This window comes from Aliamphritea hakodatensis (assembly GCF_024347195.1).
Classification (GTDB): domain Bacteria; phylum Pseudomonadota; class Gammaproteobacteria; order Pseudomonadales; family Balneatricaceae; genus Amphritea; species Amphritea hakodatensis.
On sequence record NZ_AP025281.1, the window covers coordinates 4,734,458 to 4,760,135 of the forward strand.

Genomic DNA, 25,678 nt, shown 5'->3' on the forward strand with positions numbered 1-25,678 from the left:
TTCACGTATGAACCAGTCTGTATCTTCTGCCGATTACCGCCAGAACCTGCGCCGTGATATGCGTCGCAAGCGCCGAGGCCTTTCCGAACAGCAACATAAACAAGCCGCTCAGGGCCTGTTGCGCACTATCCGCCGTTTACCTGCTTTCAAGAAAAGTAAAAACGTTGCAATTTACCTTGCCAGCGACGGCGAAATCGATGCCAAGCCAATTATTGATCTGTGCTGGTCACTGGGTAAAAACTGTTATTTGCCTATTCTGCACCCGGTAAAACATAACCGTTTATGGTTTATGCCTTATACCCGCCGTACCCGGCTGCACAACAACAAATATAAGATCCTTGAGCCTGCTGAAGTAAAACAGCCACGGCGTCCTGCATGGGCGATGGATCTGGTGTTACTGCCACTGGTGGCCTTTGACCCGCAGGGTGGCCGTTTAGGCATGGGCGGCGGGTATTACGACCGGACTTTCTCGTTCAAACAAAAATGGCGCCAGGGTGGCGGTACCAAGATGATTGGTCTGGCCCACGATCTGCAAAAGGTTGAAAAACTGGAAATTGCCAGCTGGGATATTCCACTGGAAGGCATTGCTTCAGATCAGGCGTTTTACAGCAGTAAATAGAGATATTCTCTGTGCTGCCTGTGTTTTTTAGGGGAAGGAGTGCCGGCCTGCTGTCTGATACAGCCCCGGCATGATCCGATAACCGGTCCGGTTATCTCAATCAGGAAAGGTGGTTGTGTTTAGCCGCTGAATACCTGACTAACCACTGAAACCAGTTCGATATCGCTGTTGGTTACACCCGTAATTACGGTTCCCAGTACAAATACCGCAACCAGAATCACCATTATATCTGGCCCTTTCTTCATGGTATTTTTGCCCTCTCTTACTTTCGGCACTCAAAAAAATAGCGGGTAAGTCTTCCATAACGAGTTTTTTTTGCAAGCTTTTCCCTGCAATTACCCAATATATATCGGCAAGTTTATACCAATAATTAGAAAAAAATAATAACTTTAGTAAGTTAGACGTGTTTTCTAATTCATTTTAGGAGTATTTCGGTACAAATCATTAAAATAACTGGCAAACTCAAACATGCCATTACGGTCTGTATGGATATAATCCCGGCCATCACTTCGCTGTCGCCACCCAGCTGTCGCGACAGGATATAAGCAGAAGGCGCTGTTGGTAAGGCACTGAAAATAATAAGGGTTATTGCTACAACCGTATCTTCAGCAAGCCACCAGACCAGCCCCAGCATTGTCAGCGGCATCAGTAACAGCTTCAGCAGACAACTCAGCATCAGTGCAGTGGATGTCACTTTCAGACGCCTGAGCTGCAAACCGGCCCCGACACAGAGCACGCCCAGCGGTAATGCCATTGCTGAGAGTAAATCTGCAACGGATACCAGTAATGTGGGCAACCCAAACCCGCTAAGGTTCAAAAATAATCCCAGTGCGCAGGCAATTATTAACGGATTCCTCAGCAGGTTGCTGCCCACGCCCCGCCAGGACACATTTTCACCGCCCAGCGCAAACACACTCACGGATAAAATATTCACTGCGGGAATCATCACCGCCAGCAAGACCGCCAGTATGGCGACGCCTGCATCCCCCTGCACACTGGCAATCACCGCGAAGCCCACATAGGTATTAAACCGGACCGTTCCCTGATACAGCGAACTGAACACCGGCCAGTCAAATCCGATCAGCCTTTGTATTGCGGCCAGTACGGCAGTGAACAGCAGCGTCAGCACCAGCATCGGCCCGGTGATATCGACAAAATCAACCCCGGAAAAGTCCGCCTGCGACAATTTATAAACCAAAAGGACAGGGAAAAGGACAAAATAGGTCGCTTTTTCTGCTGCTTCCCAGAACGCCTTGTGTAAGAATTGGCTATGCTTCGCTGTGTATCCCAGTAATAACAAAATAAATACGGGCCAGAGAGCAATAAGAATGTCTTTCATTACAGGGTAACTATCCTTAATAAAGATGTTCTGATGTTGGAGTGCATAACAACATTACGTATCAATCTTGCTGTCTTAAGGTTGCTTGCGGGCCTGGCACACCCGTGACACCAGACATTGGTTAACCGCCAAGTAGTAATAACACAGGAGCAAAGGACTATGACTTCATTAGTCTTAACCGTTATCGCACAGGACAAACCCGGCTTAGTTGAACTGTTGTCCGAAACCATCGCCAATCACCAGGGTAACTGGCAGGAAAGTAGCATGTCCCGCCTGGCAGGCCAGTTTGCCGGTATTCTTATCATTGAAGTTCCGCAGGACCACAGTGAAGCACTGACAGCAGCGCTGAACGATCTGCAGTCTCAGGGTTTAAACGTCAACGTCACCGCCAGTAAAGACGCTGCACCGGAAGAAACCTATCAGCACGTCACCATTGAACTGATCGGTCACGATAAGCCGGGCATTGTACGTGAAATTTCCCACGCGCTTAACTCTCTGAAGATCAATGTAGAAAGCCTGAGCACCGAGCTGGTCAGCGGTTCTATGTCTGCTGAAGAGCTGTTTAAAGCAGAAGCCTCTCTGCGGGTGCCAACATCCGTTGAACTGGATGATCTGCAGAATGCACTGGAAGACATCGCCAACGATCTGATGGTTGACCTCAACCTGAACTGATCACGGTGCCCTTCGGGCATGCATAACCATAACAGCCCGCATCATGCGGGCTGTTTTCGTTTCTGGCAGGGTTCCCGACAGGGTTCAGCGCGTCAGATACTGAAACGCTGAATCAGGCCCTGCTGCTGCTTGGCAAAGTCCAGTAACTCGGTGCTGCTGCCGGATGCCAGCTCCGCACCCTGCGCCGTTTCACCGGCCGCTTCACTGATACTCACCAGCGTCTGGCTCACCTGAGCAACCGCACTGGACTGCTGCGCTGCGGCTTCTTCAATATGGGCATTCAGTTCACGGATATGCGCGACCGCATCATTCATCGCTCTGAGCACATCCTGAGAACGGTTGGCGTTTGCCACGCAGTCCTGTGTTTTGTCATAGCTGTCGTTCATGACTTCGCCCACCCGCAGAATGCTGTTCTGCATATTCTCGACCATGGTCTGAATATCCATAACAGAGTGGCGTGTCTGACCGGCCAGCGCCCGCACTTCATCGGCAACCACGGCAAAACCGCGCCCCTGCTCACCGGCTCTGGCGGCCTCAATAGCGGCGTTCAGGGCCAGCAGGTTAGTTTTGTTCGCAATGCCCTGTATGGAGTCAAGAATCGAGGCAATCTGCTCACCGAAGGCAGACATCTCATTACTGACCGTCATTGCCTGATCAATGCCTTCTGCCTGGGTCTCAATGCTGGTCAGTGTATTGTTCATCTGCTGGTTAACGTCAACACTTAGTTTTTCAAATTCTTTCACGGCTGTCAGAGTCGTCTGACTATGATTAGCCACCTCTTCCACACTGTGCTCCATCTGCACCGCCGCCGATGAGGTTTGCTCCAGCTGCTCGCTCTGTTCAGACATAGCATGGGTCGTTTGCTGGCTGATCGCTGCGTTTTGCTGCGCCACATCTGACAGTTTCTGGGAACCTTCTGAAATCTGTTGCAGAATATCCCGCAAACTTGCCACCACCGCATTCAGATCCAGACTCAGTTCGCCAAACTCATCCCGGCGCTGGTCATCAAACTGAACCTGCAGGTCGCCTTCTTTCACCCTGTGCAGGCTCGCTTTAATGGCAGACAACGGCACGTTAATGGTCTTCATGATCCACGCGCCAATGACCGCGGCAAAGATTGCAGCACCGATAGACAGCGCAATGATCAGCGTATTGCTGAGGGCAACTGCTTTTTCTTCGGCATCGCGGGCATCCATAGCCGACTGGTAGGTGGTATCGATATAGGTATTCACTGCGGTCTGGGTTTCAGCCAGAATTGCCCGCAGAGCCTGCATATGGTCCGCCAGCACCTGATCAGCCGCCAACTTCTGACGATACAGGGCAACGAGGCCTTCCTCACCGTACAGCTGCGCTTCAACCTGATTCAGGGTCACCTTCACACCGCGGGCCAGCTTGTCTGCTTTGAACAGATCATCATAGGCTTTACGCAATGTGCCATTACTGGCCGCCAGTGCTTCATCAAGCTGTTTGATATCCTGAGAGCGCTTGAACGCCACCAGTTGGAAGCGGTGAACGCCCAGTGCTTTACTGATTTTCTGTACCAGCTTACCGGCGGGCTTACCCTTACGGGCAATGGCAAAACGCTGCACCCAGGCGTTCAGGGCATCTCCCTGGCTCTGGAAGGTAATATCGGCCTCGACAGCCTTACGGCGGGCAATCAGGCTTTCGGCATGATCATCCATCACGGTCAGTGCTTCATCATTAAACGTCTGGCTCAGCGCCTGAACCTCAGTTAACGCGGCGGTCAGTTCCGGCTGGTCAGCAACCTGACTGAACAGCGCTGCCTGTTCGGCATTAAATTTATCGATGCTTTGGGTAAAGACTTCACGCTCACGCTCCAGACCTTCACCGTCGGTCTGCCCCAGCGCGGTAAATAAAGCTTCGTTAGCTTCCTGAAGGTAAATCATCTGCCGGTAACTGCCCGACAAATTAGGAATGACATTATCAGTGACATTGAAGAATTCTTGTGAAATCGAGCGGCTGGCAAGAAACCCACCACTGCCCACAACTATAATAAAAACGACCATCAGCACGTAGCTGGCAGCAATTTTATGGGTGATCCTGACGTTCATCCCAAAACCTCCGAAGATACATTAACTGCCAGATGCAGCTAACTGCGTGTCGGCTCCTGCTGATGCGGAGCTCTTTTTATTCATGTGATTGATGTATTTTGCGTATTTGCCAAAATCGTCTGAAAACGACCTTAACGACAGATTAAGACAGATAAACAGTCAGCAACAGACATCATTTACTCAGGATGGGCAGCGGCACCCTAAACAAAAGTCTATAGTCCGAACAATACGTGCGTCAGAAACACCCCAGACAACAGGCATAAAAAAACCGGCGCTGATTGCTCAGCGCCGGTTTTTAAAGGTGATGCAGGTGCTTAACGCTGAGCCAGCATCTGCTCGGCACGGTCACAGGCCAGTCGTACCTGATTCGGCGCAGTGCCACCGATATGATCACGGGCACTGACAGAACCGTCCAGTGTCAGCACGTCAAATACGTCTTCGCTGATCTCATCCGAGAACTGCTGCAGTTCAGCCAGGCTCATTTCGCCCAGATCTTTACCGCACTCAATACCGTAAGCAACGGCTTTACCCACGATCTCGTGAGCATCACGGAACGGGATGCCTTTACGCACGACATAATCGGCCAGATCGGTCGCCGTAGAGAAACCGCGCAGCGCCGCTTCACGCATGTTGTCATGCTTGGCTTCAATCGCCGGTACCATGTCAGCGAACGCCCGCAGGCTGCCTTTCACGGTATCAATGGCATCAAACAGAGGTTCTTTATCTTCCTGGTTGTCTTTGTTGTATGCCAGCGGCTGAGACTTCATCAGCGTCAGCAGAGACATCAGGTGACCATAGACCCGGCCACTCTTACCGCGAACCAGCTCAGGCACGTCCGGGTTCTTCTTCTGTGGCATGATGGACGAACCGGTGCAGAAACGGTCTGGCAGGTTGATGAAATCAAACTGCGCAGATGCCCACAGCACCAGCTCTTCAGAGAAGCGTGACAGGTGCATCATCAGTACGCTGGAGGCGGCACAGAATTCAATTGCAAAATCACGGTCGGATACGGAATCCAGCGAGTTTTCAGTCGGTGCCGTAAAGCCCAGCAGCTCAGTGGTCATCTGGCGGTCGATTGGATACGTCGTACCGGCCAGTGCAGCAGCGCCCAGCGGCAGAATGTTCACCCGCTTACGGCAGTCGGCAAACCGCTCATAATCCCGGCTCATCATTTCGAACCAGGCCATCAGGTGGTGACCAAACGTAACCGGCTGTGCAGTCTGCAGGTGAGTAAAACCAGGCATTACGGTTGCCGCTTCCTGACGGGCCAGACCGATAATGCCCTGTTGCAGACGGTTGATTTCCGCCAGCACCAGATCAATCTCATCACGAACATAGAGACGGATATCCGTCGCTACCTGATCGTTACGGGAACGGCCAGTGTGTAATTTCTTACCGGTAATACCGATCTTTTTGGTCAGGGCGGCTTCGATGTTCATGTGTACATCTTCCAGCTCAACCGACCATTCGAAGTTTCCGGATTCGATGTCCTGCTGAATTTCAGCCAGGCCATTGAGAATATCGTTACATTCAGCCTCGGTAAGTACGCCAACCTTGGTCAGCATCTTCGCGTGGGCCACAGAGCCCTGAATATCCTGACGGTACATACGCTGATCGAATTCAACCGACGCAGTAAAACGGGCTACAAATGCATCCGTCGGTTCGTTGAATCGGCCGCCCCATTGCTGGTTGGTTTTTTCTTCGCTCATACTTACCTCTATACTCAACACCAGCTACCTGATGTTCATCCTGAATTAAGGGCCTGCATTATACATTACTCGCCCATACCCGACACATCCGGCCGGATATTTTCTTAACCATTCCCGATAAATCCCGGGCAAATCTGCCCACAGCGACACAGACCTCCCCCGGAATGGAAAAAAGCCTGATGAAGATCATATCCTGCGGTGCAATAGAGGCTGCTTTAGCTCCGCTGATTCTGATAAAATCAGTTTTTTTATTCCGTACGGGCTCCAGCCCTTTACGACAGCCTTCCAGGATATGTTCATGACCACTCCCGTTATACGTATTGCTACCCGTCAAAGCCCGCTTGCTCTGTGGCAGGCTGAATATGTAAAAGCTGAACTGGAACGCCACCACCCCGGCATTCAGGTTGAGTTACTGGGGTTTACGACCAAAGGTGACGTACTGCTGGATTCACCGCTGTCAAAAATTGGCGGCAAGGGCCTGTTTGTTAAAGAGCTCGAAGTGGCCATGCTGGCTAACGAAGCTGACATCGCGGTGCACTCAATGAAAGACGTGCCAATGGAATTCCCGGAAGGCCTGGAACTGGCCGTGATCTGCCCGCGGGAAAAACCTACCGATGCCTTTGTATCCAACAACTACAAAAACATTGATGAACTGCCACAGGGCGCTGTCGTGGGCACGTCATCACTGCGTCGCGAAGCCCAGCTGCGTGAACGCCGCCCGGATCTGGTGATTAAAACCCTGCGCGGCAACGTCAACACCCGTCTGCGCAAACTGGACGAAGGCCAGTACGACGCGATCATTCTGGCAACCGCCGGTTTACTGCGTCTGGAAATGGCTGACCGGATTGCCTGTGAAATTACCCCGGAAGAAAGTTTACCTGCCGGTGGCCAGGGCGCAGTGGGCATTGAGTGCCGCAGCGATGATGACGTTACCAAAGCGCTGCTGGCACCGCTGCATGACGCGCACACGGCCAGCCGGGTGACTGCTGAGCGGGCAATGAACCGCCGCCTTGAAGGTGGCTGTCAGGTACCGATCGCCTGCTACGCGACACTGGATGACAGCAGTGATGAACTCTATTTGCGCGGTCTGGTAGCCAGCACCGACGGCAGTGAAGTACTGCGCGACGAAATCACCACGACATCTGCCGGCGCAGAACAGGCAGGTATTGAGCTGGCAGAACGTTTGCTGGCTGCCGGTGCGGATAGAATTCTGGCGGAAGTTTACCGGGAAAATGGCTAACTCCGCGTTACAGGGTTTGCGTGTTCTGGTCACCCGGCCGGAACACCAGAGCACGGATATATGCAGCCAGCTGCAACTGCAGGGTGCAACTCCTGTCTGCTTACCCCTGTTAGAAATTACTCCGGTAACCGATACCGATCACGGCTATCCGTTACTGAAACAACACATACTGGATCTGGATCTGTTTCAGCAGATCATTGTTGTCAGCCCGAATGCCGCGCGCTTTGCCGGTGATCTGGTTGATAGCTACTGGCCTCAGTTGCCGATTGGCATTACCTGGCACGCTATCGGCCAGAAAACCGCCGACACACTGGCTGAATACGGCATCACTGCCCGTGTAAACCCCGCCGGTACAGATTCAGAAGCACTGTTGACCGACACGAGTCTGCAAAACATCGCCGAACAGCGCATACTTATTATGCGTGGCGAAGGTGGACGGACATTACTGGCTGAAACACTTCAGGCCAGAGGTGCACGCACAGAATACGCCGAACTGTACCGACGCAGCTGTCCGGACTATACCTCGCAGCAGATCAACAGTACTATTTACAGTTCTCTGGATGCCGTTCTCATCACCAGCGGTGAGGCACTGGAGAATTTTTTCAGCCTGCTGGGGCCCTCTCAGGAACATAACTCACAGCAACGGGGTCAGATACTTTCAACCCGCCTGCTGGTTCCCAGCGCCAGGGTAGCCAAATTAGCTACAGAACTGGGCTGCACAAAAGTTTATATTGCTCAGGGAGCCGACAGCCAGGCTATGGTTCAGGCACTAATCGCGACGATCGACGTGGAAGAATAACAATGAGAAAGAACGGGAAAAACAACCGCAACAACAAAGCCGACGCTGACGTCATCGAAGGCGAAATCATTGAAAAGGACACCCCCGTGGATAAGTCTGCAGATACCTCCGCACCGTCTCAGGAAAGCGATAAGAAAGCGGCCGGCTCCGACGTGAAAAAGTCAGAAGACACCTCAGGTAATGCTGAGACCCCAAATGACAAGCCCGCCAAACAGAGCTCCGGCGCTGCCGGCAAGCTGGCACTCTTGCTGGCCGTCATTGCGATCATCGGTGTGGGATACCTGTACTGGTTACAGCTGGAATCCAAGAACAGCATCGCGACCAGCCAGGCAGAGGCAAGCTCCGCGCTGGACGGTAAGCTGCAGGCAAGCCAGCAGCAACAAAGCGCGAAAGTCAGCAACCTTGGCCAGCAGATACAGGCACTGGAAGGTAAAGCAAAAGCAGACGCCGCGAATATTGAAGAACTGCAGTCACGTCTGACCCGCAGCATTCAGCAGATTACCGCTACTCAACAAAATACCCGTAAAGACTGGATCATCGCAGAAGCAGAATACCTGCTGCGCCTGGCTAACCAGCGGGTACTGATGGAGCAGACTCCACAGGGCGCCCTGAAATTGCTGCGCTCAGCAGATAAGATTCTTAAGGAAACCGACGATGTCACTATCTACGCGGTGCGTAAGGCGCTGGCAGCGGATATTGCAGCACTGGAAGCGGTTCCTGAACTGGACACTGAAGGGCTGTTCCTGCGCCTGGGCGCACTGAATGACCAAGTCAATAACCTGAAGCTGATTCCGCTGACCGAACAGCATAAGCTGCCGGAAATCGTGTCTGAAGTCAGCAACGAAACTTTCACCGAAACCTGGACAGAGAATCTGGCCAAGGGCTGGGCAAAAATTGCTGACAAGTTTAATCAGTTAGTGGTTATTCAGGACCGTGATGCGCCGGTTGAGCCGTTACTGTCACCGCAGCAGAACTTCTACCTGCAGCAGAACCTGCACCTGATGCTGGAACAGGCTCAGTTGTCATTGTTACAGCGCCGCAGTGGCACCTATGAAAACAGCCTGAGCAAAGCAGAAGCCTGGGTTGCCACCTATTTCGAATCCAGCGACAGCACCACTCAGGCACTGATCCGCAGCCTGCAGGAGCTGAAACAGGTAAATGTCGCGCCGGTTCTGCCTGATATTTCCGGCTCGCTGAATGCCCTGAAAAAGTATCTTCAGGACATGCGGAAACTGAAGGAACAGGAGGCAGCATAAATGAAAAAGCTATTAATCCTGCTGCTGATCCTGCTGTTTGCCGGTGCATTAATTGGCCAGCTGATGGTTCAGGATTCAGGCTACACCCTGATTGCCTACAACAACATCACAATTGAAATGAGCCTGTGGGTATTTCTGATTGCCCTGCTGAGCGTATTCTTTCTGCTCCACTGGACACTCAATCTGTTACGCGGCTCACTGCGCTCCGGACAGCGGTTTCGTCTGTGGAGTAAAGGCCGTAACCAGCGTATTGCCAATACCAAAACCCTGAAAGGTCTGATTGCACTCTCAGAAGGCAAATGGTGGCAGGCACAGCGTCTGCTGACCCAGGCCGGTGATAAATCTGAATTACCGCTGATCAGCTATCTGGCTGCAGCCCGTGCTGCCCATGAACAGGGTGAAGATGCTGACTGCGATGATTTACTGCATAAGGCCCGGGATGCCGCGCCGGAAGCAGAAATTGCCGTCGGCATCAGCCAGGCACAGATACTGCTGTCCCGCGGCCAGTACGAGCCCTGTCTGGCCACACTGCTGGATCTGAACAAGAAAGCACCTAAGAATACCTATGTGATGAAGCTGCTGCGCGAAGTGTATATTCAGCTGAATGACTGGTCTGCCCTGAGCAAACTGATCCCCGAATTACGCAAGCACAAAGCGGTTAAACCGGCCAAGCTTCTGAAAACGGAACAGCGCTGCTACAGCAACATTCTTGAGCAAAGCATCAGTCAGTTGCCGGCGCATGCGGATAACGAAGAAAAAGCCAAAGCCCTGGGTGTCGCCTGGCATAACATGCCCGGTCAGCTCACCAGTGATGATGTACTGGCCCGCCACTACACCAATCTGCTGGTCAGCATCGGTGCGGAAGAAAAAGCAGAAGTGGCTATCCGTGACCTCCTGAAACGCAACTGGGATGATTCACTGATCGCACTGTATGGCCGTATTGAAGGCAGCGATGCCGGCAAGCAGCTGGATTTTGCCAAGGGCTTCCTGAATGACTACCCAATGAACCCGGATCTTTTACTGACACTGGGTCGTCTGTCCCTGCGTAATCAGCACTGGGGCAAAGCGGTAGATTACTTTGAACAGAGCCTGGAAGAAGAATCCCGTCCTGAAACCCTGAGCGAGCTGGCGCGCCTGTTACAGCATATGGGTGAAACCGACCGTACCCTGAAGCTGATTGAAAACAACTTCAGCCTGATTGGCAACGGCTTACCTCAGTTGCCGATGCCGGATAAAGCACCCGCCACGCCTGAAGCGGTTATGTCTGACGACCACATTCATGCGAAACCGCGTTTTAAGCCTATCAGCTAAGCGCAGTCTGAAAGCCAAAAAAAAAGCAGCCACCCGGCTGCTTTTTTGTATCTGAAAACTCACTATTTACGTGGTGCGTAAGCGAATACATCCGCATGCATACAGGCACCGTCGAAGCCCTGTGCCTCACAGGCATCCAGCAAGGCATACACCATTCCCGGTGAACCGCTGGTATAAACCAGCATATCTGAGAAATCATCGTAATCCGCCAGCATCGCATCGGGAATCAGGCCTGTGCGCCCTTCCCATGGCTGGCCGTTCTCCGGCTCACTGACCACCAGATCATAACTGACGTTAGCATGCTCCGCTGCCCACTGTTTTGGCAATTGCTCAAGATATAAGTCTTCAGCAACCCGCACGCCCCAGTATATATGAATGGGATTAGACACCTGATTCGCCAGCAGGTGTTCCGTCATACTTTTGATCTGGGAAAAACCAGTACTGGCGGCCACCAGTACGATCCGGGTCTGGGGCTTCAGGCTGGTAGCCTCCAGGTAGCAATCCCCTTTAGGCAATTCAATTTCGATACTGGGATTATTCTGCAGGTGCTCGATCATCGCAATGGACAACTCACCTTCCGGCATACGGCGGATATGCAGTTCCAGATCGCTGCCGTGATCCGGTGCACTGCCTATCGAAAACGGTGCCCGGCGGCCATCCGGCAGAATCAGTTCCAGATACTGCCCGGCATGGAATTCAACTGCCATGCTGGCGGTTACCGGCAAATGTAAACGTACCCGAAACACTTCATGACTTAGCTGTTCAACACTAGCAATATCACAAACCAGTTTTTTCACTCGAAACTCTCCAGGGCGTAACAGCCCATCTATCTTCACCCTAATATCACCCTGAGGGACTGCCGTGCAGGCATATATCCGCGCGGGCTGCTGCCCGTCTTGTAAGCTTACATCCAGTTCAGGGTAACGCTGTATTATTCTTCCGGCTAACAAGTCTGCCTTACAGATCTGACAGACGCCGTTCAGACAACTGCGGCGCATCTTATACCCTGCGCGTTCCAGCGCAAGAAAAATTGATTCGCCTGGTTCAGCTTCCAGCCGGTAATGGCGCTCGCCGCAGTCTATCTGAATAAAAATATCACTCTCCGAAAATATCCAGCGCCTGCCAGATATCATCTACCCGCTGCTTGATTTCATCGGTCATCACGATTGGCTCGCCCCATTCACGGTCAGTTTCACCTTCCCACTTATTGGTTGCATCCATGCCCATTTTGGAGCCCAGCCCTGATACCGGTGAGGCAAAATCAAGATAATCAATCGGCGTGTTATCGATCATCACCGTATCCCGCTGCGGGTCCATACGGGTAGTAATTGCCCAGATAACATCGTTCCAGTCCCGGGCATTCACATCATCATCACAGACAATGACAAATTTGGTGTACATGAACTGGCGCAGGAATGACCAGACACCCAGCATAATCCGCTTGGCATGACCCGGATACTGCTTCTTTATCGTGACGACCGCCATGCGATAGGAACAGCCTTCCGGCGGCAGATAGAAGTCCACTATTTCAGGGAACTGTTTCTGCAGAATCGGCACGAACACCTCATTCAGCGCCACGCCCAGAATAGCCGGCTCATCCGGCGGACGGCCGGTATAGGTGCTGTGATAAATCGGGTCCTTACGGTGGGTAATACGCTCAACCGTAAAGACCGGGAAACTGTCTACTTCGTTGTAATAACCGGTGTGGTCGCCAAACGGACCTTCATCAGCCATTTCATCCGGATAGATAAACCCTTCAAGAATAAATTCTGCACTGGCCGGCACCTGAAGATCGCTGCCAATACACTCGGTTACTTCAGTCTTACCGCCACGCAGCAGACCGGCAAAGGCATATTCTGACAATGAGTCCGGTACCGGGGTAACCGCCCCCAGAATGGTTGCAGGGTCAGCCCCCAACGCAACCGCGACCGGGAAAGGCTCGCCCGGATGAGCTTTCTGCCATTCGCGGAAATCCAGTGCACCGCCACGGTGGGCCAGCCAACGCATGATCAGTTTATTTTTACCAATCAGTTGCTGACGGTAGATACCAAGGTTCTGACGGGGCTTTTCCGGGCCGCGGGTAATCACCAGTGGCCAGGTAACCAGCGGTCCGGCATCACCCGGCCAGCAGGTCTGAATCGGCAACGTATACAGGTCGACATCGTCCCCTTCGATCACATGAGCCTGACAATCGGCCTTGCGGACAACTTTAGGCCCCATATTCAGCACCTGCTTATACACAGGCAGCTTATCCCAGGCGTCTCTCATCCCTTTCGGCGGCTCAGGTTCTTTAAGCATCGCGAGTAACTTGCCCACTTCTCTCAGGCTTGCCACATCTTCTTCACCCATGCCCATGGCTACCCGCTTCGGCGTGCCAAAGAGGTTGGCCAGCACCGGATAGTCATATCCTTTAGGGTTTTCAAATAACAGTGCCGGGCCGCCCGCTCTGAGGGTACGGTCGCAAATTTCAGTCATTTCCAGATGAGGATCTACCTCCATCCGGATTCGCTTTAATTCACCCTGGTCTTCCAGAGTACGGATAAAGTCCCGCAGATCTTTATATTTAAGATTACTCATAACGGCCCGGCAATCAGGTTGTAATAACAAAGATTTAGCAACAAAAAAGGGTAAGCCATAAGCTTACCCTTTTGTGTTCAGAATGTTGATCAGGAACGCTTCATTGACAGGAAGAATTCATCATTCGTCTTGAAGTCTTTAAGCTTGTCCAGAACGAACTCAATGGCAGCGGAATCTTCCATCGGATCCAGCAGCTTACGCAGAATCCACATCCGCTGCAGCTCGTCCTCATCCGTCAGCAAGTCTTCACGACGGGTACCGGAGCGGCGAATATTAAAGGCCGGGTAAACACGCTTTTCTGCAACTTTGCGGTCCAGATGTACTTCAGAGTTACCGGTACCTTTAAATTCTTCAAAGATAACTTCATCCATCTTCGAACCGGTATCAACCAGTGCGGTTGCAATGATGGTCAGGCTGCCGCCTTCTTCAATGTTACGTGCCGCACCAAAGAAGCGCTTAGGACGTTCCAGTGCGTGAGCATCCACACCACCGGTCAGTACTTTACCGGAAGAAGGAATCACTGTGTTGTACGCACGGGCCAGACGGGTAATGGAATCCAGCAGGATAACCACATCCTTCTTGTGCTCAGTCAGACGCTTGGCTTTTTCCAGCACCATCTCAGCAACCTGTACGTGACGTGACGGCGGCTCATCGAACGTTGAGGCAACCACTTCGCCGCGTACAGTACGCTGCATTTCGGTTACTTCCTCAGGACGCTCATCGATCAGCAGTACAATCAGATGGGTTTCAGGGTTGTTACGGGTGATGGAGTTAGCAATGTTTTGCAGCATCAGGGTCTTACCCGCTTTTGGCGGAGACACCAGCAAAGCACGCTGACCTTTACCCATTGGGCAGACAAGATCGATGACACGGGCGGTCAGATCTTCAGTACTGCCGTTACCCAGTTCCATTTTCAGACGGTCCTGTGCGAACAGTGGCGTTAGGTTTTCGAACAGGATCTTGTTCTTAGCGTTTTCCGGCTTATCAAAGTTAATCTTGTCAACTTTCAGCAACGCAAAATAGCGCTCGCCGTCCTTAGGCGGACGAATCTTGCCTGAAATCGTGTCACCTGTACGCAGGTTAAAACGACGAATCTGGCTTGGAGAAACGTAAATATCGTCAGGCCCAGCCAGATAAGAGCTGTCTGCAGAGCGTAAGAAACCAAATCCATCTTGTAAAATTTCCAGCACGCCATCGCCATAAATATCTTCACCACTTTTAGCATGACGCTTAAGGATGGCAAAAATAACATCTTGTTTGCGGGAGCGGCCCAGGTTATCCATTCCCATTTCTTTCGCTATATTTAACAGCTCAGAAACGCTTTTCGTTTTCAGTTCGGTAAGATTCATAATGTAAGAGTTGCAGGACGTAGCCACGTTGAGAAAGAACGTTGGAGAAATCGTTCAGACTAGATTGAATTGATAATGTGAAACCGGAATCAGACAATAATCCCGATCATTGGAAGTCATAACTATAATCGCTTGTTTACGGTTAGTCCAGCATTCAGCGCGCAATCTTTATACAGCCCGAATGAAACCAAAACTAACCGTAAACCAGAGAAAACCGGCGCTTACAGGCTGGTTTCGATGAAGCCGGCCAGCTGGGATTTAGAGAGCGCACCCACCTTGGTCGCTTCAACATTGCCATCTTTAAAGATCATCAGTGTAGGGATGCCGCGGATACCGAATTTAGGCGGCGTTTCACTGTTCTCATCAATGTTCAGCTTGCAGACTTTCAGCTTACCTTCGTATTCTTTTGCAATCTCTTCCAGAACTGGCGCGATCATTTTGCATGGTCCGCACCACTCAGCCCAATAATCCACCAGTACAGGCGCTTCAGACTTGAGAACATCCTCTTCAAAGGATGCGTCGGTTACATTGATAATATCACTCATAAAAAAGCCTCACAGGGAGATTCTTGTCAATAATGGCCCCGATAATACCACTCAAAACAAACAAATGTGAATACTCAGCTTTACAGCAGCCGGTTACCGGCAAAAACAACTGATCTCAGACAGCCATCAGAAGATTAAAACAGCCTGCATCAAGCCTAAATTCTCACATACAAATGAGTTTTTGATAAACTGACATACAACAAAACAGCTATTGGACAATCCCCGATATGCCGCAGGATAACGCTTTAGTGGCCAGCCAGGACACCTTAATGGCCGCCATTGACCTTGGATCAAACAGCTTTCATATCGTTATAGCAAAGCTTGATCAGGACGAATTACACCCGATTGATGTTTTATCTGAAAAAGTACAGTTAGCCGCCGGACTGGATGACAACAACGTGCTCAGTGACGCTGCTCAGCAACGGGGGCTGGAATGCCTGCAACGCTTTGCAGAACGGATAAAGGGGCTGCCATCAGGGGCGGTCAGTGCCGTTGCTACAAATGCGTTGCGCGAGGCAGTTAACAGCCAGGATTTCATTGTTAAGGCTGAATCTGTACTGGGACGCCCGATTGAAGTCATTGCCGGCATTGAAGAAGCACGGCTGATTCATCTCGGCGTCGAACACACGCTGGCAGCGGAATCCGGTTCCCGCCTGATTATTGATATCGGCGGCGGAAGCACGGAATTTATCATTGGTGAACGCTTCGAACCACTGGAACTGGAAAGCCTGGAAATGGGCTGCGTCAGTTTCAGTAAACGCTACTTTAAAGACGGCATCATCAGTGAAAAAAATTTCCAACTGGCTGTTTTCGGCGCATTACGCGAGCTGTTAGCCATTAAACGGCGCTATAAGCGTCAGGGCTGGCAACACTGTGTGGGCTCTTCCGGCACCGTTAAAGCTATCTGGCAGGCCTGCCTTGAATCCGGCTATAGTGAAAATGCGATCACTGCAAAAGCACTGAAACGTTTACGGACACGGATACTTGAGTTCAGTCATAGCGATGAGCTTTGCATACCGGGTATCAAGGATCAGCGTAAAGCGGTGATTGCCGCAGGTGTTGCCATATTATCGGCCGCCTTTGAGTCGCTGGGCATTAAGGAAATGCATTATTCAGCCGGCGCATTAAGGGAAGGCCTGTTGTATGACATGACCGGCAGGCTGCATCATGAGGATGTCCGTGAGCGCAGTATCAATGCCCTGATGAACCGCTACCATGTTGATAAGGAACACGCCCTGCGGGTCGAGCAGACAGCGCTGATTGCACTGACCCAGGTGCGTAAGGACTGGCAGCTACAGGATACGGAATACCAGAACATGCTGAGCTGGGCCGCACGCAGCTATGAAACAGGCCTGACGATTGCCCACAGCCAGTACCACAAGCACAGTGCCTACCTGGTACTTAATTCAGATTTACCGGGCTTCAGTCAGCAGGAGCAACTACAACTTGCAACACTTATCAGAAACCATCGTCGTAAATATAACGACGCTGAATTCGCCCTGCTGCCAAAACGTGAGGTATCTGCCACACGAAAACTGTGCGTGCTGTTACGCATAGCAATACTGCTTCACCGTAGCCGGAGTAAAGAGCGCCTGCCTGCCTTCACAATCACGGTAGCTGAAAACAGCGTATCGCTGCACTTTCCGGATAACTGGCTAAGCTACCACCCTCTGACCCGGGCAGATCTGGAGCATGAGGCGGACTATCTTTCCAATAACGGATTTAAGTTAAGCATCAGCTAACCCTGTTTGTAGCACATAAAACCACATAGAAAGTAATGGCTTTTTTTGCTTCAGATCAGTTAATCATCACTAATACCACGCCAGCCCGATCATTTCGTAGATGAAAGTGACAAAAGAAATTAGCCTTAATTTTGTGACATATTTATCTGAGAATGCCCAATGGAAAAGACCAGCGATCTGATCTGGCAGGACACACAACATCAGGAACTGTTCCGTCTGATTGATAAGATTAAAGAAGACGGCGTAGAAGCTGATATATTCGTCCGCCTTTACGACTATGCAGAACACCACTTCAGTCTTGAAGAAGCCTATATGAGAGAGTCGGGGTACCCTGACATCGAATCACACATTGCTGCACATAATAAATTCCGCCAGGAATTAACAAACATGGTCACACAGCACCATGACTATGACGAAGTTCTGAGAGAATCACTGGCCACATTTCTCAGCGAATGGCTAAAACGACACATATGGGGCGTTGATAAGCAGTTCGAGGCTTATATCCTCAGCTCTGATATCAAATAACAATCTTGCGAACATAAAAAAGCCCGGTACCTGTGAAGGTACCGGGCTTTTTTTGATCAGAAACGAAGATTAATCTTCAGAATCTTCAACCACAACAGCTGCATCAGCTGGACGGTCAACCAGTTCAACTAACGCCATAGGCGCGTTGTCACCAGCACGGAAACCGCATTTCAGAATGCGAATGTAACCGCCTGGACGAGCCTCATAGCGAGGACCCAGTTCGTTGAACAGTTTACCAACAGCTTCTTTGCTGCGGGTACGGGCAAAAGCCAGACGACGGTTAGCAACCGTGTCGTTCTTTGCCAGAGTGATCAGAGGCTCAGCAACGCGGCGCAGCTCTTTAGCTTTAGGCAGCGTAGTCTTGATGAGCTCATGTTCGAACAAGGACACAGCCATGTTCTTGAACATTGCTTTGCGGTGTGCACTTGTACGATTTAAGTGACGACCTGATTTACGATGACGCATGTTTAATTCCTTGCCAAACTATTAAGGTTTGAAAACGCGATTACGAAGCGACTTTATCGTCGTTACGAATGCTTGCCGGCGGCCAGTTTTCCAGACGCATGCCCAGAGACAGACCCTTAGATGCCAGAACATCTTTAATTTCCGTCAGCGATTTCTTACCTAAGTTCGGAGTCTTAAGCAGTTCTACTTCGGTACGCTGAATCAGATCACCGATGTAGTAGATCTGTTCTGCCTTCAGACAGTTGGCGGAACGTACAGTCAGCTCCAGATCATCAACCGGACGCAACAGGATCGGATCGATCTCTGGCTCTTCCGGCTCATCTTTAACCTGATCCTTACCACCTTCCAGATCAACAAACACAGCCAGTTGCTGCTGCAAAATAGTTGCAGCACGACGGATGCATTCTTCCGGATCGATAGTACCGTTGGATTCGATATCAATTACCAACTTGTCCAAGTCAGTGCGCTGTTCTACACGTGCACTTTCAACAACATACGACACCAGACGAACTGGGCTGTATGTTGCATCAAGCTGCAGACGGCCGATTGTGCGGGACTCATCTTCGTCAGAAATACGGGCATCAGCCGGTACATAACCGCGACCACGGGCAACACGCAACTGCATGTTCAGGCTTGCGCCTTCGCTCAGGTGAGCGATAACGTGGTCAGGGTTAGCGATTTCGGCATCCTGGTTCAGCTGAATATCAGCTGCAGTGACAGGGCCTGCTTCGCTCTTAGAAAGAGTCAGTGTCGCTTCATCGCCGTTATGCAGAGCAATTGCAACACCTTTAAGGTTCAACAGGATTTCGATAACGTCTTCCTGAACACCTTCAAGAGTGCTGTACTCATGCAGTACACCGTCGATTTCTACTTCCTTAATTGCACAACCTGGCATAGAAGAAAGTAGAATACGACGTAACGCATTGCCTAGCGTATGGCCAAAACCGCGCTCAAGTGGCTCCAGAGTAACTTTTGCACGAGTCGAGCTAATTTCCTGAACGTCGATGTGACGTGGGCTTAGAAACTCGTTTACTGAACGCTGCATAGTTCCACCAATTATGAAGTCAATGATTACTTAGAATACAATTCGACAATCAGCTGCTCGTTGATTTCGGCAGACAGATCGCTACGCTCAGGCAGGGACTTGAAAGTACCTTCCATTTTGCCAGCATCCACTTCTACCCATTCAACAGCGGCGCGCTGAGAAGCCAGATCCAGAGCGCTTTTAATACGCAGCTGGTTCTTAGACTTTTCACGAACGGCAACAACATCACCCGCAGAAACCTGGAATGAAGGAATGTTAACGCTCTGACCGTTGACTGTAATCTGACGATGAGAAACTACCTGACGTGCTTCAGCACGGGTAGAACCAAAGCCCATACGATAGACAACATTGTCTAAACGCCCTTCCAGCAGTTGCAGCAAGTTAGTACCAGTCGCGCCATTGCGACGGGCAGCTTCCTTGTAGTAGCTGCGGAATTGCTTTTCAAGTACGCCGTAAGTACGACGAACTTTTTGTTTTTCACGAAGCTGTAAACCGTAATCGGACAGACGACCACGACGAGCGCCGTGTACGCCTGGCACGTTTTCAGCTTTACACTTGCTGTCCAGTGCACGTACACCGCTCTTCAAGAACAGGTCGGTACCTTCACGGCGAGACAGCTTACATTTTGGTCCTATATAACGAGCCATATCTTACTGTCTCCGGATTAAACGCGACGTTTCTTAGACGGACGACAACCATTGTGTGGAATCGGTGTCACGTCAGTGATGTTATTAACCTTGTAACCACAGCCGTTCAGTGCACGAACTGCAGATTCACGGCCAGGTCCAGGACCTTTAACAAAAACGTCTAAATTCTTTAGGCCATATTCTTGCGCTGCCACACCTGCACGTTCCGCAGCTACCTGAGCTGCAAACGGTGTGCTCTTACGAGAACCGCGGAAGCCGGAGCCGCCCGCAGTTGCCCAGCTCAGAGTATTACCCTGACGATCAGTAATAGTAATGATCGTATTGTTAAAAGAGGCGTGGATGTGCGCTAAGCCATCAACAACCTGCTTTTTAACCTTTTTACGTGTGCGAGTATTTGGCTTTGCCATATTGGAAATTCCTATCGCTTACCACTTACTTGCGGATTGGCTTACGTGGGCCTTTACGGGTACGCGCGTTTGTCTTAGTGCGCTGACCACGTAGAGGCAGGCTGCGACGATGACGCAGACCACGAAAACAGCCCAGATCCATCAAGCGTTTGATGTTCATGGATACTTCACGACGAAGATCGCCTTCAACAGTTAACTTGGCGATTTCGCCACGTACGTTGTCTAGCTGGTCTTCTGAAAGCTCTGCAATTTTAGTGGATTCTTGAATACCACAAGCTGAACAGATGCTTTTCGCTGTAGTGCGGCCAATTCCGAAGATGTAAGTCAATGAAATTACCGCATGCTTATTGTCAGGAATATTGACGCCTGCTATACGGGCCATTCAATTTACTCCAACTTTATTAGCATGTTACCTGTCATATCAGACAAGCACTGCAAATTCTTCTATTAATGGAAGGCGCAGGATGTTACACCTTGATTAAAATTAAATCAAGCCCTTGCCTTCCACCCCAGACCAGGATTAACCCTGGCGCTGCTTGTGTCGTGGTTCAACTTTGCAGATTACTCGCAAAGTTCCGTTACGACGTACGATCTTGCAGTTACGGCAGATTTTCTTTACAGATGCACGTACTTTCATGATCAACTCCAGTAGCAGGGGCTAGCGCAGCAGGCCAGCACCACCGCCTTTAAGATTCGACTTCTTCATCAGAGATTCATACTGATGGGACATCAGATGTGACTGTACCTGTGCCATGAAATCCATGACAACGACAACCACGATCAGTAACGACGTACCACCGAAGTAGAAAGGTATATTCCACGCAACAACCAAGAATTGAGGCATCAAGGAAACTGCAGTGATGTACAGGGCGCCGAACAGTGTCAGACGACCCAGCACACTATCAATATACCGAGCGGATTGCTCCCCTGGGCGAATACCCGGGATAAATGCACCAGACTTCTTCAGGTTATCAGCCACTTCTTTCGGATTGAAAACAATCGCGGTGTAGAAGTAGCAGAAGAAGATGATACAAACAGAAAACAGCAGAATGTATAACGGCTGGCCCGGACCCAACGCTAACGCAACACTCTGTAACCATTCCATGCCTTCAGTCTGGCCAAACCACTGACCGATTGACGCAGGGAACAGCAAAATACTTGACGCAAAGATCGGCGGAATAACACCGGCCATATTGACCTTCAATGGCAGGTGGCTGGACTGAGCCGCATACATACGGCGTCCCTGCTGGCGCTTCGCATAGTTAATGGTAATGCGGCGCTGGCCACGTTCCATGAACACTACAAAGCCAACAGTCGCAACAGCCAGTGCTGCGATGCCCAACAGCGCCAGGATGTTTAAATCACCCTGACGTGCCGCTTCAAAGGACTGACCGATTGCACCTGGCAATCCGGCCACAATACCAGCAAAGATCAGGATAGAAATACCGTTACCGATACCTCTTTCTGTCACTTGCTCACCTAACCACATCAGGAACACCGCACCGGCAACCAGTGTCACGACTGCTACAAAGTAGAAAGACGGACCTGCGCTGAATGCAATACCCTGATTAGCCAGACCTACCGCCATACCAAACGACTGAATGGTAGCCAGAATAACGGTACCATATCGCGTATATTGGTTGATCTTACGGCGACCAGCCTCACCTTCTTTCTTCAACTGCTCTAACGTCGGGCTTACGACCGTCATCAACTGCATGATGATGGACGCTGAAATGTACGGCATGATACCCAAAGCTAGGATACTCATACGTTCCAGTGCGCCACCGGAGAACATGTTAAACAGACTCAGGATAGTACCCTGATTCTGATCGAATAGTGCTGCTAGGCGATCAGGATTGATACCAGGTACCGGAATATGTGCACCGATACGGTATACAACGATCGCAATCAAAACAAACAACAGGCGAGACTTAAGTTCGCCTAAGCCGTTTTGAACACCTGCTGGTACTGGTCCTTTCTTAGCCATTTATTCCTCGACTTTTCCGCCAGCAGCTTCGATAGCAGCCTGAGCACCTTTAGTGACTTTCAGACCTTTAACGGTAACTGCTTTAGTGATTTCACCAGACAGGATCACGCGCGCACGCTTGATGCTTTCTTTGATGATATCGGCTTTTTTCAACGCTTCCAGGTCGACCACTTCAACGCCAGCTTTAACCAGTTCATTCAAACGGATTTCAGCAACAAAAGGCGCCTGACGTGATGTAAAACCAAACTTAGGCAGACGACGCTGTAAAGGCATCTGACCGCCTTCAAAACCTGGCTTCACTGAACCGCCTGAGCGGGATTTCTGACCTTTGTGACCACGGCCACCGGTTTTACCCAGGCCAGAGCCAATGCCGCGACCAACACGCTTAGGAGCGCTCTTGGAACCTTCGGCAGGACTTAGTGTATTAAGACGCATAACGGACTCCTTATTCGCCTTCTACACGAACCATGTAGTTTACTTTGTTGATCATGCCGCGAACGGAAGGAGTATCTTCCACTTCAACAGTATGACCGATACGACGCAGACCCAGACCCTTTACGCACTCACGGTGCTTAGGCAGTTTACCGATGGGGCTGCGAACAAGTGTAACCTTGACTGTAGATGCCATCGTTTATTACCCCAGAATCTCGTCTACGGCCTTACCGCGCTTCGCAGCAACATCTTCAGGAGATGTCATGCTAGCCAGGCCATTGATTGTTGCACGTACAACGTTAACCGGGTTGGTAGAGCCGTAGCACTTAGCCAGTACGTTGTGAACACCTGCAAGTTCAAGCACAGCACGCATCGCACCACCGGCGATAACACCAGTACCTTCAGATGCAGGCTGCATGTAAACCTTAGAAGCACCGTGACGGGCTTTTACAGCGTACTGCAGGGTTGTGCCATTCAGGTCTACAGAGACCATGTTACGACGTGCTTGCTCCATTGCTTTTTGAATAGCAACAGGCACTTCACGTGCTTTACCACGACCGAAACCAACGCGGCCATTTCCGTCACCAACAACAGTCAGGGCTGTGAAACCGAAAATACGACCACCCTTAACTACTTTGGCAACACGGTTTACCTGAACAAGCTTCTCTTGCAGGTCACCGTCTTTCTGTTCGTGATTTGCCATTGTCAAACCCCTTAGAATTCCAGGCCGCCTTCACGGGCCGCTTCTGCCAACGCCTTGATACGTCCGTGGTATTGGAAACCAGAACGGTCAAAAGCAACCTTAGATACGCCAGCGTCTTTAGCACGCTGAGCGATTAATGCACCGACTTTAGAAGCCGCGTCGGAGTTACCGGTAACGCCAGTACGCAGGTCTTTTTCTACTGTAGATGCAGCAGCCAGAACCTGACCACCATCCGCAGAGATTACCTGTGCGTAGATGTGACGTGGTGTACGGGTAACGCACAGACGGGTAGCACCCAGCTCACGCATTTTGAAGCGAGCACGGCGAGCACGGCGAATTCGAGATATTTTCTTATCGTTCATGACCCTACCTTACTTCTTCTTAGCTTCTTTACGGCGTACATATTCGTCAGCGTAACGAACACCTTTACCTTTGTAAGGCTCTGGTGGACGGAAAGCGCGAATTTCAGCAGCAGCCTGGCCCAGTGTTTGCTTGCTGGCAGAAGTCAGCACAACAGTGGTCTGGCCTTCCATTGCAGCTGAAACACCTTCAGGCAATTCGTAATCGATTGGGTGAGAGAAACCCAAGGTCAGGTTTACACTGTTGCCTTTAACAGCAGCACGGTAACCAACACCTTGCAGAACCAGTTTCTTAGAGAAACCTTCGCTCACACCTACAACCATGTTATTAACCAGAGAGCGGGTAGTACCGGCCAGAGCATTGGCGGATTTGCTGCCATCGCGCGGCGCAAACTTCAGTACGTTTTCTTCGCTGGTTACTTCTACAGACTGGTGTACAGACAGGTCTAAGGCACCGTTCTTGCCTTTTACATTAACCTGCTGACCATCAACTTTAGCTTCTACACCTGCCGGTAGGACAACGGGACTTTTAGCAACTCGAGACATAGTTCTAGCTCCTAGAATACCGTGCAGATGACTTCGCCGCCGATACCGGCAGCACGTGCAGCGCGATCGCTCATCACACCTTTAGAGGTAGAGATGATAGAGATACCCAGACCGCCAGCTACTTTAGGCAACTCAGAAGCAGCCTTATATACACGTAGACTTGGACGGCTTACACGCTGGATAGACTCGATAACCGGCTTGCCTTCAAAGTACTTCAATTCAACAGTCATAACTGGCTTAACATCACCTTCAACGGCGAAACCAGAAATGTAACCTTCTGCTTCCAGGACAGAAGCGATAGACGCTTTCATCTTTGAAGCAGGCATGGTTACAGCTGATTTCTCAGCCATATGACCATTACGAATACGGGTTAACATATCCGCTAGAGTGTCTTGCATACTCATGCTTAATTTTCCTTACTATTGTGCAGCGCAATGCGGTAGCAGAGTGACAATCACCCTGCCCTGACCACCGTGCTTACCAACTAGCTTTTTTCAAGCCCGGAACATCACCACGCATAGCAGCTTCGCGCAATTTAATACGGCTTAAGCCGAATTTGCGGTAAACAGCGTGTGGACGACCAGTAACCTGACAACGACGCACCTGGCGAACCGGGTTAGCGTCACGTGGCAGCTTCTGAAGAGCTACCTGTGCATCCCAACGCTCATCTTCAGATGATGCTGGGTTACGAACGATTGCCTTTAACTGAGCACGTTTCTCAGCGTACTTAGCAACCATTTTTGCGCGTTTTGCTTCGCGCGCTTTCATACATTCCTTAGCCATTTTTCTACCCTACTTTTTGAATGGGAAGTTCAGGGCTGCCAGCAGGGCACGACCTTCATCGTTGTTACGGGCAGTGGTAGTGATAGTAATATCCATACCACGCAGCTTATCTACCTTATCGAAATCGATTTCAGGGAAGATAATCTGTTCTTTAACACCCATGCTGTAGTTACCACGACCATCAAAAGATTTCGGGTTCAGACCACGGAAGTCACGGATACGAGGAATAGAGATATCAACCAGACGGTCAAGGAATTCCCACATACGCTCGCCGCGCAGTGTTACCTTGCAACCGATCGGCCAGCCTTCACGTACTTTAAAGCCTGCAATAGATTTGCGAGCTAAAGTAACAACAGGCTTCTGACCAGAAATCTGCTGCATGTCAGCAACAGCGTTTTCCAGTTGTTTCTTGTCACCCAGCGCTTCACCAACACCCATGTTCAGGGTAATTTTAGTCAGGCGGGGAACAGCCATCACGTTCTCGCTTTTCAGCTCTTCTAAAAGCTGCTGCTGAACGGAATCTTTATAAAGGGCTTTTAATCTAGACAT

General features: G+C 50.6%; 31 protein-coding genes and 1 pseudogene. 8 read left to right on the top strand and 24 right to left on the bottom strand.

Features of this window, described 5'->3' with window-relative positions; translation table 11 throughout:
• Positions 1–7: 7 nt before the first annotated feature.
• Positions 8–619, top strand: coding sequence for a 5-formyltetrahydrofolate cyclo-ligase (locus PCI15_RS21385; protein ID WP_271271925.1), 612 nt, complete (start codon positions 8–10; stop codon positions 617–619).
• A 119-nt stretch (positions 620–738) separates the two neighbouring features.
• On the opposite strand, the gene PCI15_RS21390 is transcribed toward PCI15_RS21385, so the two are convergent.
• Together PCI15_RS21390 and PCI15_RS21395 are read right to left on the bottom strand one after the other, a co-directional pair.
• Positions 739–864, bottom strand: coding sequence for a hypothetical protein (locus PCI15_RS21390; protein WP_271271926.1), 126 nt, complete (start codon positions 862–864; stop codon positions 739–741).
• A 170-nt stretch (positions 865–1,034) separates the two neighbouring features.
• Complete coding sequence (locus PCI15_RS21395) at positions 1,035–1,958, bottom strand: AEC family transporter (RefSeq protein ID WP_336296720.1); 924 nt, start codon at positions 1,956–1,958, stop codon at positions 1,035–1,037.
• 159 nt (positions 1,959–2,117) lie between these two features.
• Here PCI15_RS21395 and PCI15_RS21400 point away from each other — a divergent pair, with 159 nt between their 5' ends.
• Positions 2,118–2,630, top strand: coding sequence for a glycine cleavage system transcriptional repressor (locus PCI15_RS21400; RefSeq protein ID WP_205659870.1), 513 nt, complete (start codon positions 2,118–2,120; stop codon positions 2,628–2,630).
• 92 nt (positions 2,631–2,722) lie between these two features.
• On the opposite strand, the gene PCI15_RS21405 is transcribed toward PCI15_RS21400, so the two are convergent.
• A complete protein-coding gene (locus PCI15_RS21405; protein WP_271271928.1) occupies positions 2,723–4,702 on the bottom strand; it encodes a methyl-accepting chemotaxis protein in 1,980 nt (659 codons plus the stop codon).
• 314 nt (positions 4,703–5,016) lie between these two features.
• Positions 5,017–6,411 carry an argininosuccinate lyase gene (gene argH / locus PCI15_RS21410; RefSeq protein ID WP_271271929.1) on the bottom strand — a complete coding sequence of 465 codons (1,395 nt, stop codon included), beginning with the start codon at positions 6,409–6,411 and terminating at the stop codon, positions 5,017–5,019.
• Positions 6,412–6,709: 298 nt separating this feature from the next.
• Here argH and hemC point away from each other — a divergent pair, with 298 nt between their 5' ends.
• From hemC to PCI15_RS21430, 4 genes are read left to right on the top strand one after another with little or no spacing between them, the layout of a single operon-like run.
• The gene (gene hemC / locus PCI15_RS21415; RefSeq protein WP_271271930.1) at positions 6,710–7,651 is read left to right on the top strand and encodes a hydroxymethylbilane synthase; all 942 of its coding nucleotides are present in this window, start codon (positions 6,710–6,712) and stop codon (positions 7,649–7,651) included.
• Positions 7,644–8,450 carry a uroporphyrinogen-III synthase gene (locus PCI15_RS21420; protein ID WP_271271931.1) on the top strand — a complete coding sequence of 269 codons (807 nt, stop codon included), beginning with the start codon at positions 7,644–7,646 and terminating at the stop codon, positions 8,448–8,450. Before hemC ends, PCI15_RS21420 begins: the two co-directional genes overlap by 8 nt.
• Positions 8,451–8,452: 2 nt before the next feature.
• Positions 8,453–9,706, top strand: a complete 1,254-nt coding sequence (locus PCI15_RS21425; RefSeq protein ID WP_271271932.1) for a uroporphyrinogen-III C-methyltransferase — start codon at positions 8,453–8,455, stop codon at positions 9,704–9,706.
• Positions 9,707–11,017 (top strand): heme biosynthesis HemY N-terminal domain-containing protein, encoded by a 1,311-nt coding sequence (locus tag PCI15_RS21430; protein ID WP_271271933.1) that lies wholly within the window; start codon positions 9,707–9,709, stop codon positions 11,015–11,017.
• A 62-nt stretch (positions 11,018–11,079) separates the two neighbouring features.
• On the opposite strand, the gene PCI15_RS21435 is transcribed toward PCI15_RS21430, so the two are convergent.
• The 5 genes and pseudogenes from PCI15_RS21435 to trxA form a co-directional block, all read right to left on the bottom strand.
• A complete protein-coding gene (locus tag PCI15_RS21435; RefSeq protein ID WP_271274665.1) occupies positions 11,080–11,814 on the bottom strand; it encodes an NAD(P)H-flavin reductase in 735 nt (244 codons plus the stop codon).
• Between the two features lie 66 nt (positions 11,815–11,880).
• Positions 11,881–12,150, bottom strand: a pseudogene (locus PCI15_RS21440) (2Fe-2S iron-sulfur cluster-binding protein); the annotation flags it as partial.
• Complete coding sequence (gene ubiD / locus PCI15_RS21445; RefSeq protein WP_271271934.1) at positions 12,113–13,594, bottom strand: 4-hydroxy-3-polyprenylbenzoate decarboxylase; 1,482 nt, start codon at positions 13,592–13,594, stop codon at positions 12,113–12,115. The gene ubiD and the pseudogene PCI15_RS21440, both read right to left, overlap by 38 nt.
• 89 nt (positions 13,595–13,683) lie before the next feature.
• A complete protein-coding gene (rho, locus tag PCI15_RS21450; protein WP_205659862.1) occupies positions 13,684–14,943 on the bottom strand; it encodes a transcription termination factor Rho in 1,260 nt (419 codons plus the stop codon).
• A gap of 221 nt (positions 14,944–15,164) precedes the next feature.
• Complete coding sequence (trxA, locus tag PCI15_RS21455) at positions 15,165–15,488, bottom strand: thioredoxin TrxA (RefSeq protein ID WP_205659861.1); 324 nt, start codon at positions 15,486–15,488, stop codon at positions 15,165–15,167.
• Between the two features lie 227 nt (positions 15,489–15,715).
• Between trxA and PCI15_RS21460 the strand changes: the two genes are divergently transcribed.
• The gene (locus PCI15_RS21460) at positions 15,716–17,230 is read left to right on the top strand and encodes a Ppx/GppA phosphatase family protein (RefSeq protein ID WP_271271935.1); all 1,515 of its coding nucleotides are present in this window, start codon (positions 15,716–15,718) and stop codon (positions 17,228–17,230) included.
• Between the two features lie 159 nt (positions 17,231–17,389).
• On the top strand, positions 17,390–17,755 hold the full coding sequence (locus PCI15_RS21465; RefSeq protein ID WP_271271936.1) for a hemerythrin family protein: 366 nt from the start codon (positions 17,390–17,392) through the stop codon (positions 17,753–17,755).
• A 69-nt stretch (positions 17,756–17,824) separates the two neighbouring features.
• On the opposite strand, the gene rplQ is transcribed toward PCI15_RS21465, so the two are convergent.
• The 15 genes from rplQ to rplE all read right to left on the bottom strand — a co-directional run bounded on the left by rplQ (position 17,825) and on the right by rplE (position 25,678).
• Positions 17,825–18,220 carry a 50S ribosomal protein L17 gene (gene rplQ / locus PCI15_RS21470; RefSeq protein ID WP_205659858.1) on the bottom strand — a complete coding sequence of 132 codons (396 nt, stop codon included), beginning with the start codon at positions 18,218–18,220 and terminating at the stop codon, positions 17,825–17,827.
• Between the two features lie 40 nt (positions 18,221–18,260).
• Positions 18,261–19,265, bottom strand: a complete 1,005-nt coding sequence (locus PCI15_RS21475) for a DNA-directed RNA polymerase subunit alpha (RefSeq protein WP_205659857.1) — start codon at positions 19,263–19,265, stop codon at positions 18,261–18,263.
• 26 nt (positions 19,266–19,291) lie between these two features.
• The gene (gene rpsD / locus PCI15_RS21480; protein WP_271271937.1) at positions 19,292–19,912 is read right to left on the bottom strand and encodes a 30S ribosomal protein S4; all 621 of its coding nucleotides are present in this window, start codon (positions 19,910–19,912) and stop codon (positions 19,292–19,294) included.
• Between the two features lie 17 nt (positions 19,913–19,929).
• Positions 19,930–20,319 carry a 30S ribosomal protein S11 gene (rpsK, locus tag PCI15_RS21485; protein ID WP_205659855.1) on the bottom strand — a complete coding sequence of 130 codons (390 nt, stop codon included), beginning with the start codon at positions 20,317–20,319 and terminating at the stop codon, positions 19,930–19,932.
• A gap of 25 nt (positions 20,320–20,344) precedes the next feature.
• The gene (gene rpsM / locus PCI15_RS21490) at positions 20,345–20,701 is read right to left on the bottom strand and encodes a 30S ribosomal protein S13 (protein WP_271271938.1); all 357 of its coding nucleotides are present in this window, start codon (positions 20,699–20,701) and stop codon (positions 20,345–20,347) included.
• Between the two features lie 138 nt (positions 20,702–20,839).
• Positions 20,840–20,956, bottom strand: a complete 117-nt coding sequence (rpmJ, locus tag PCI15_RS21495; RefSeq protein WP_083935407.1) for a 50S ribosomal protein L36 — start codon at positions 20,954–20,956, stop codon at positions 20,840–20,842.
• 21 nt (positions 20,957–20,977) lie between these two features.
• On the bottom strand, positions 20,978–22,306 hold the full coding sequence (gene secY, locus PCI15_RS21500; RefSeq protein ID WP_261842592.1) for a preprotein translocase subunit SecY: 1,329 nt from the start codon (positions 22,304–22,306) through the stop codon (positions 20,978–20,980).
• The gene (gene rplO, locus PCI15_RS21505) at positions 22,307–22,741 is read right to left on the bottom strand and encodes a 50S ribosomal protein L15 (RefSeq protein WP_271271939.1); all 435 of its coding nucleotides are present in this window, start codon (positions 22,739–22,741) and stop codon (positions 22,307–22,309) included.
• 10 nt (positions 22,742–22,751) lie between these two features.
• Positions 22,752–22,934 (bottom strand): 50S ribosomal protein L30, encoded by a 183-nt coding sequence (gene rpmD / locus PCI15_RS21510; RefSeq protein ID WP_205659851.1) that lies wholly within the window; start codon positions 22,932–22,934, stop codon positions 22,752–22,754.
• Positions 22,935–22,940: 6 nt separating this feature from the next.
• On the bottom strand, positions 22,941–23,441 hold the full coding sequence (rpsE, locus tag PCI15_RS21515; protein WP_205659850.1) for a 30S ribosomal protein S5: 501 nt from the start codon (positions 23,439–23,441) through the stop codon (positions 22,941–22,943).
• Positions 23,442–23,452: 11 nt separating this feature from the next.
• Positions 23,453–23,803: a 50S ribosomal protein L18 gene (gene rplR / locus PCI15_RS21520; protein WP_271271940.1), complete on the bottom strand. Its 351-nt coding sequence runs from the start codon at positions 23,801–23,803 to the stop codon at positions 23,453–23,455.
• Between the two features lie 9 nt (positions 23,804–23,812).
• Positions 23,813–24,346, bottom strand: a complete 534-nt coding sequence (rplF, locus tag PCI15_RS21525; RefSeq protein WP_271271941.1) for a 50S ribosomal protein L6 — start codon at positions 24,344–24,346, stop codon at positions 23,813–23,815.
• A gap of 11 nt (positions 24,347–24,357) precedes the next feature.
• The gene (rpsH, locus tag PCI15_RS21530; protein WP_205659847.1) at positions 24,358–24,750 is read right to left on the bottom strand and encodes a 30S ribosomal protein S8; all 393 of its coding nucleotides are present in this window, start codon (positions 24,748–24,750) and stop codon (positions 24,358–24,360) included.
• A 73-nt stretch (positions 24,751–24,823) separates the two neighbouring features.
• Complete coding sequence (gene rpsN / locus PCI15_RS21535; protein WP_271271942.1) at positions 24,824–25,129, bottom strand: 30S ribosomal protein S14; 306 nt, start codon at positions 25,127–25,129, stop codon at positions 24,824–24,826.
• Between the two features lie 9 nt (positions 25,130–25,138).
• Positions 25,139–25,678, bottom strand: a complete 540-nt coding sequence (rplE, locus tag PCI15_RS21540; RefSeq protein WP_205659845.1) for a 50S ribosomal protein L5 — start codon at positions 25,676–25,678, stop codon at positions 25,139–25,141.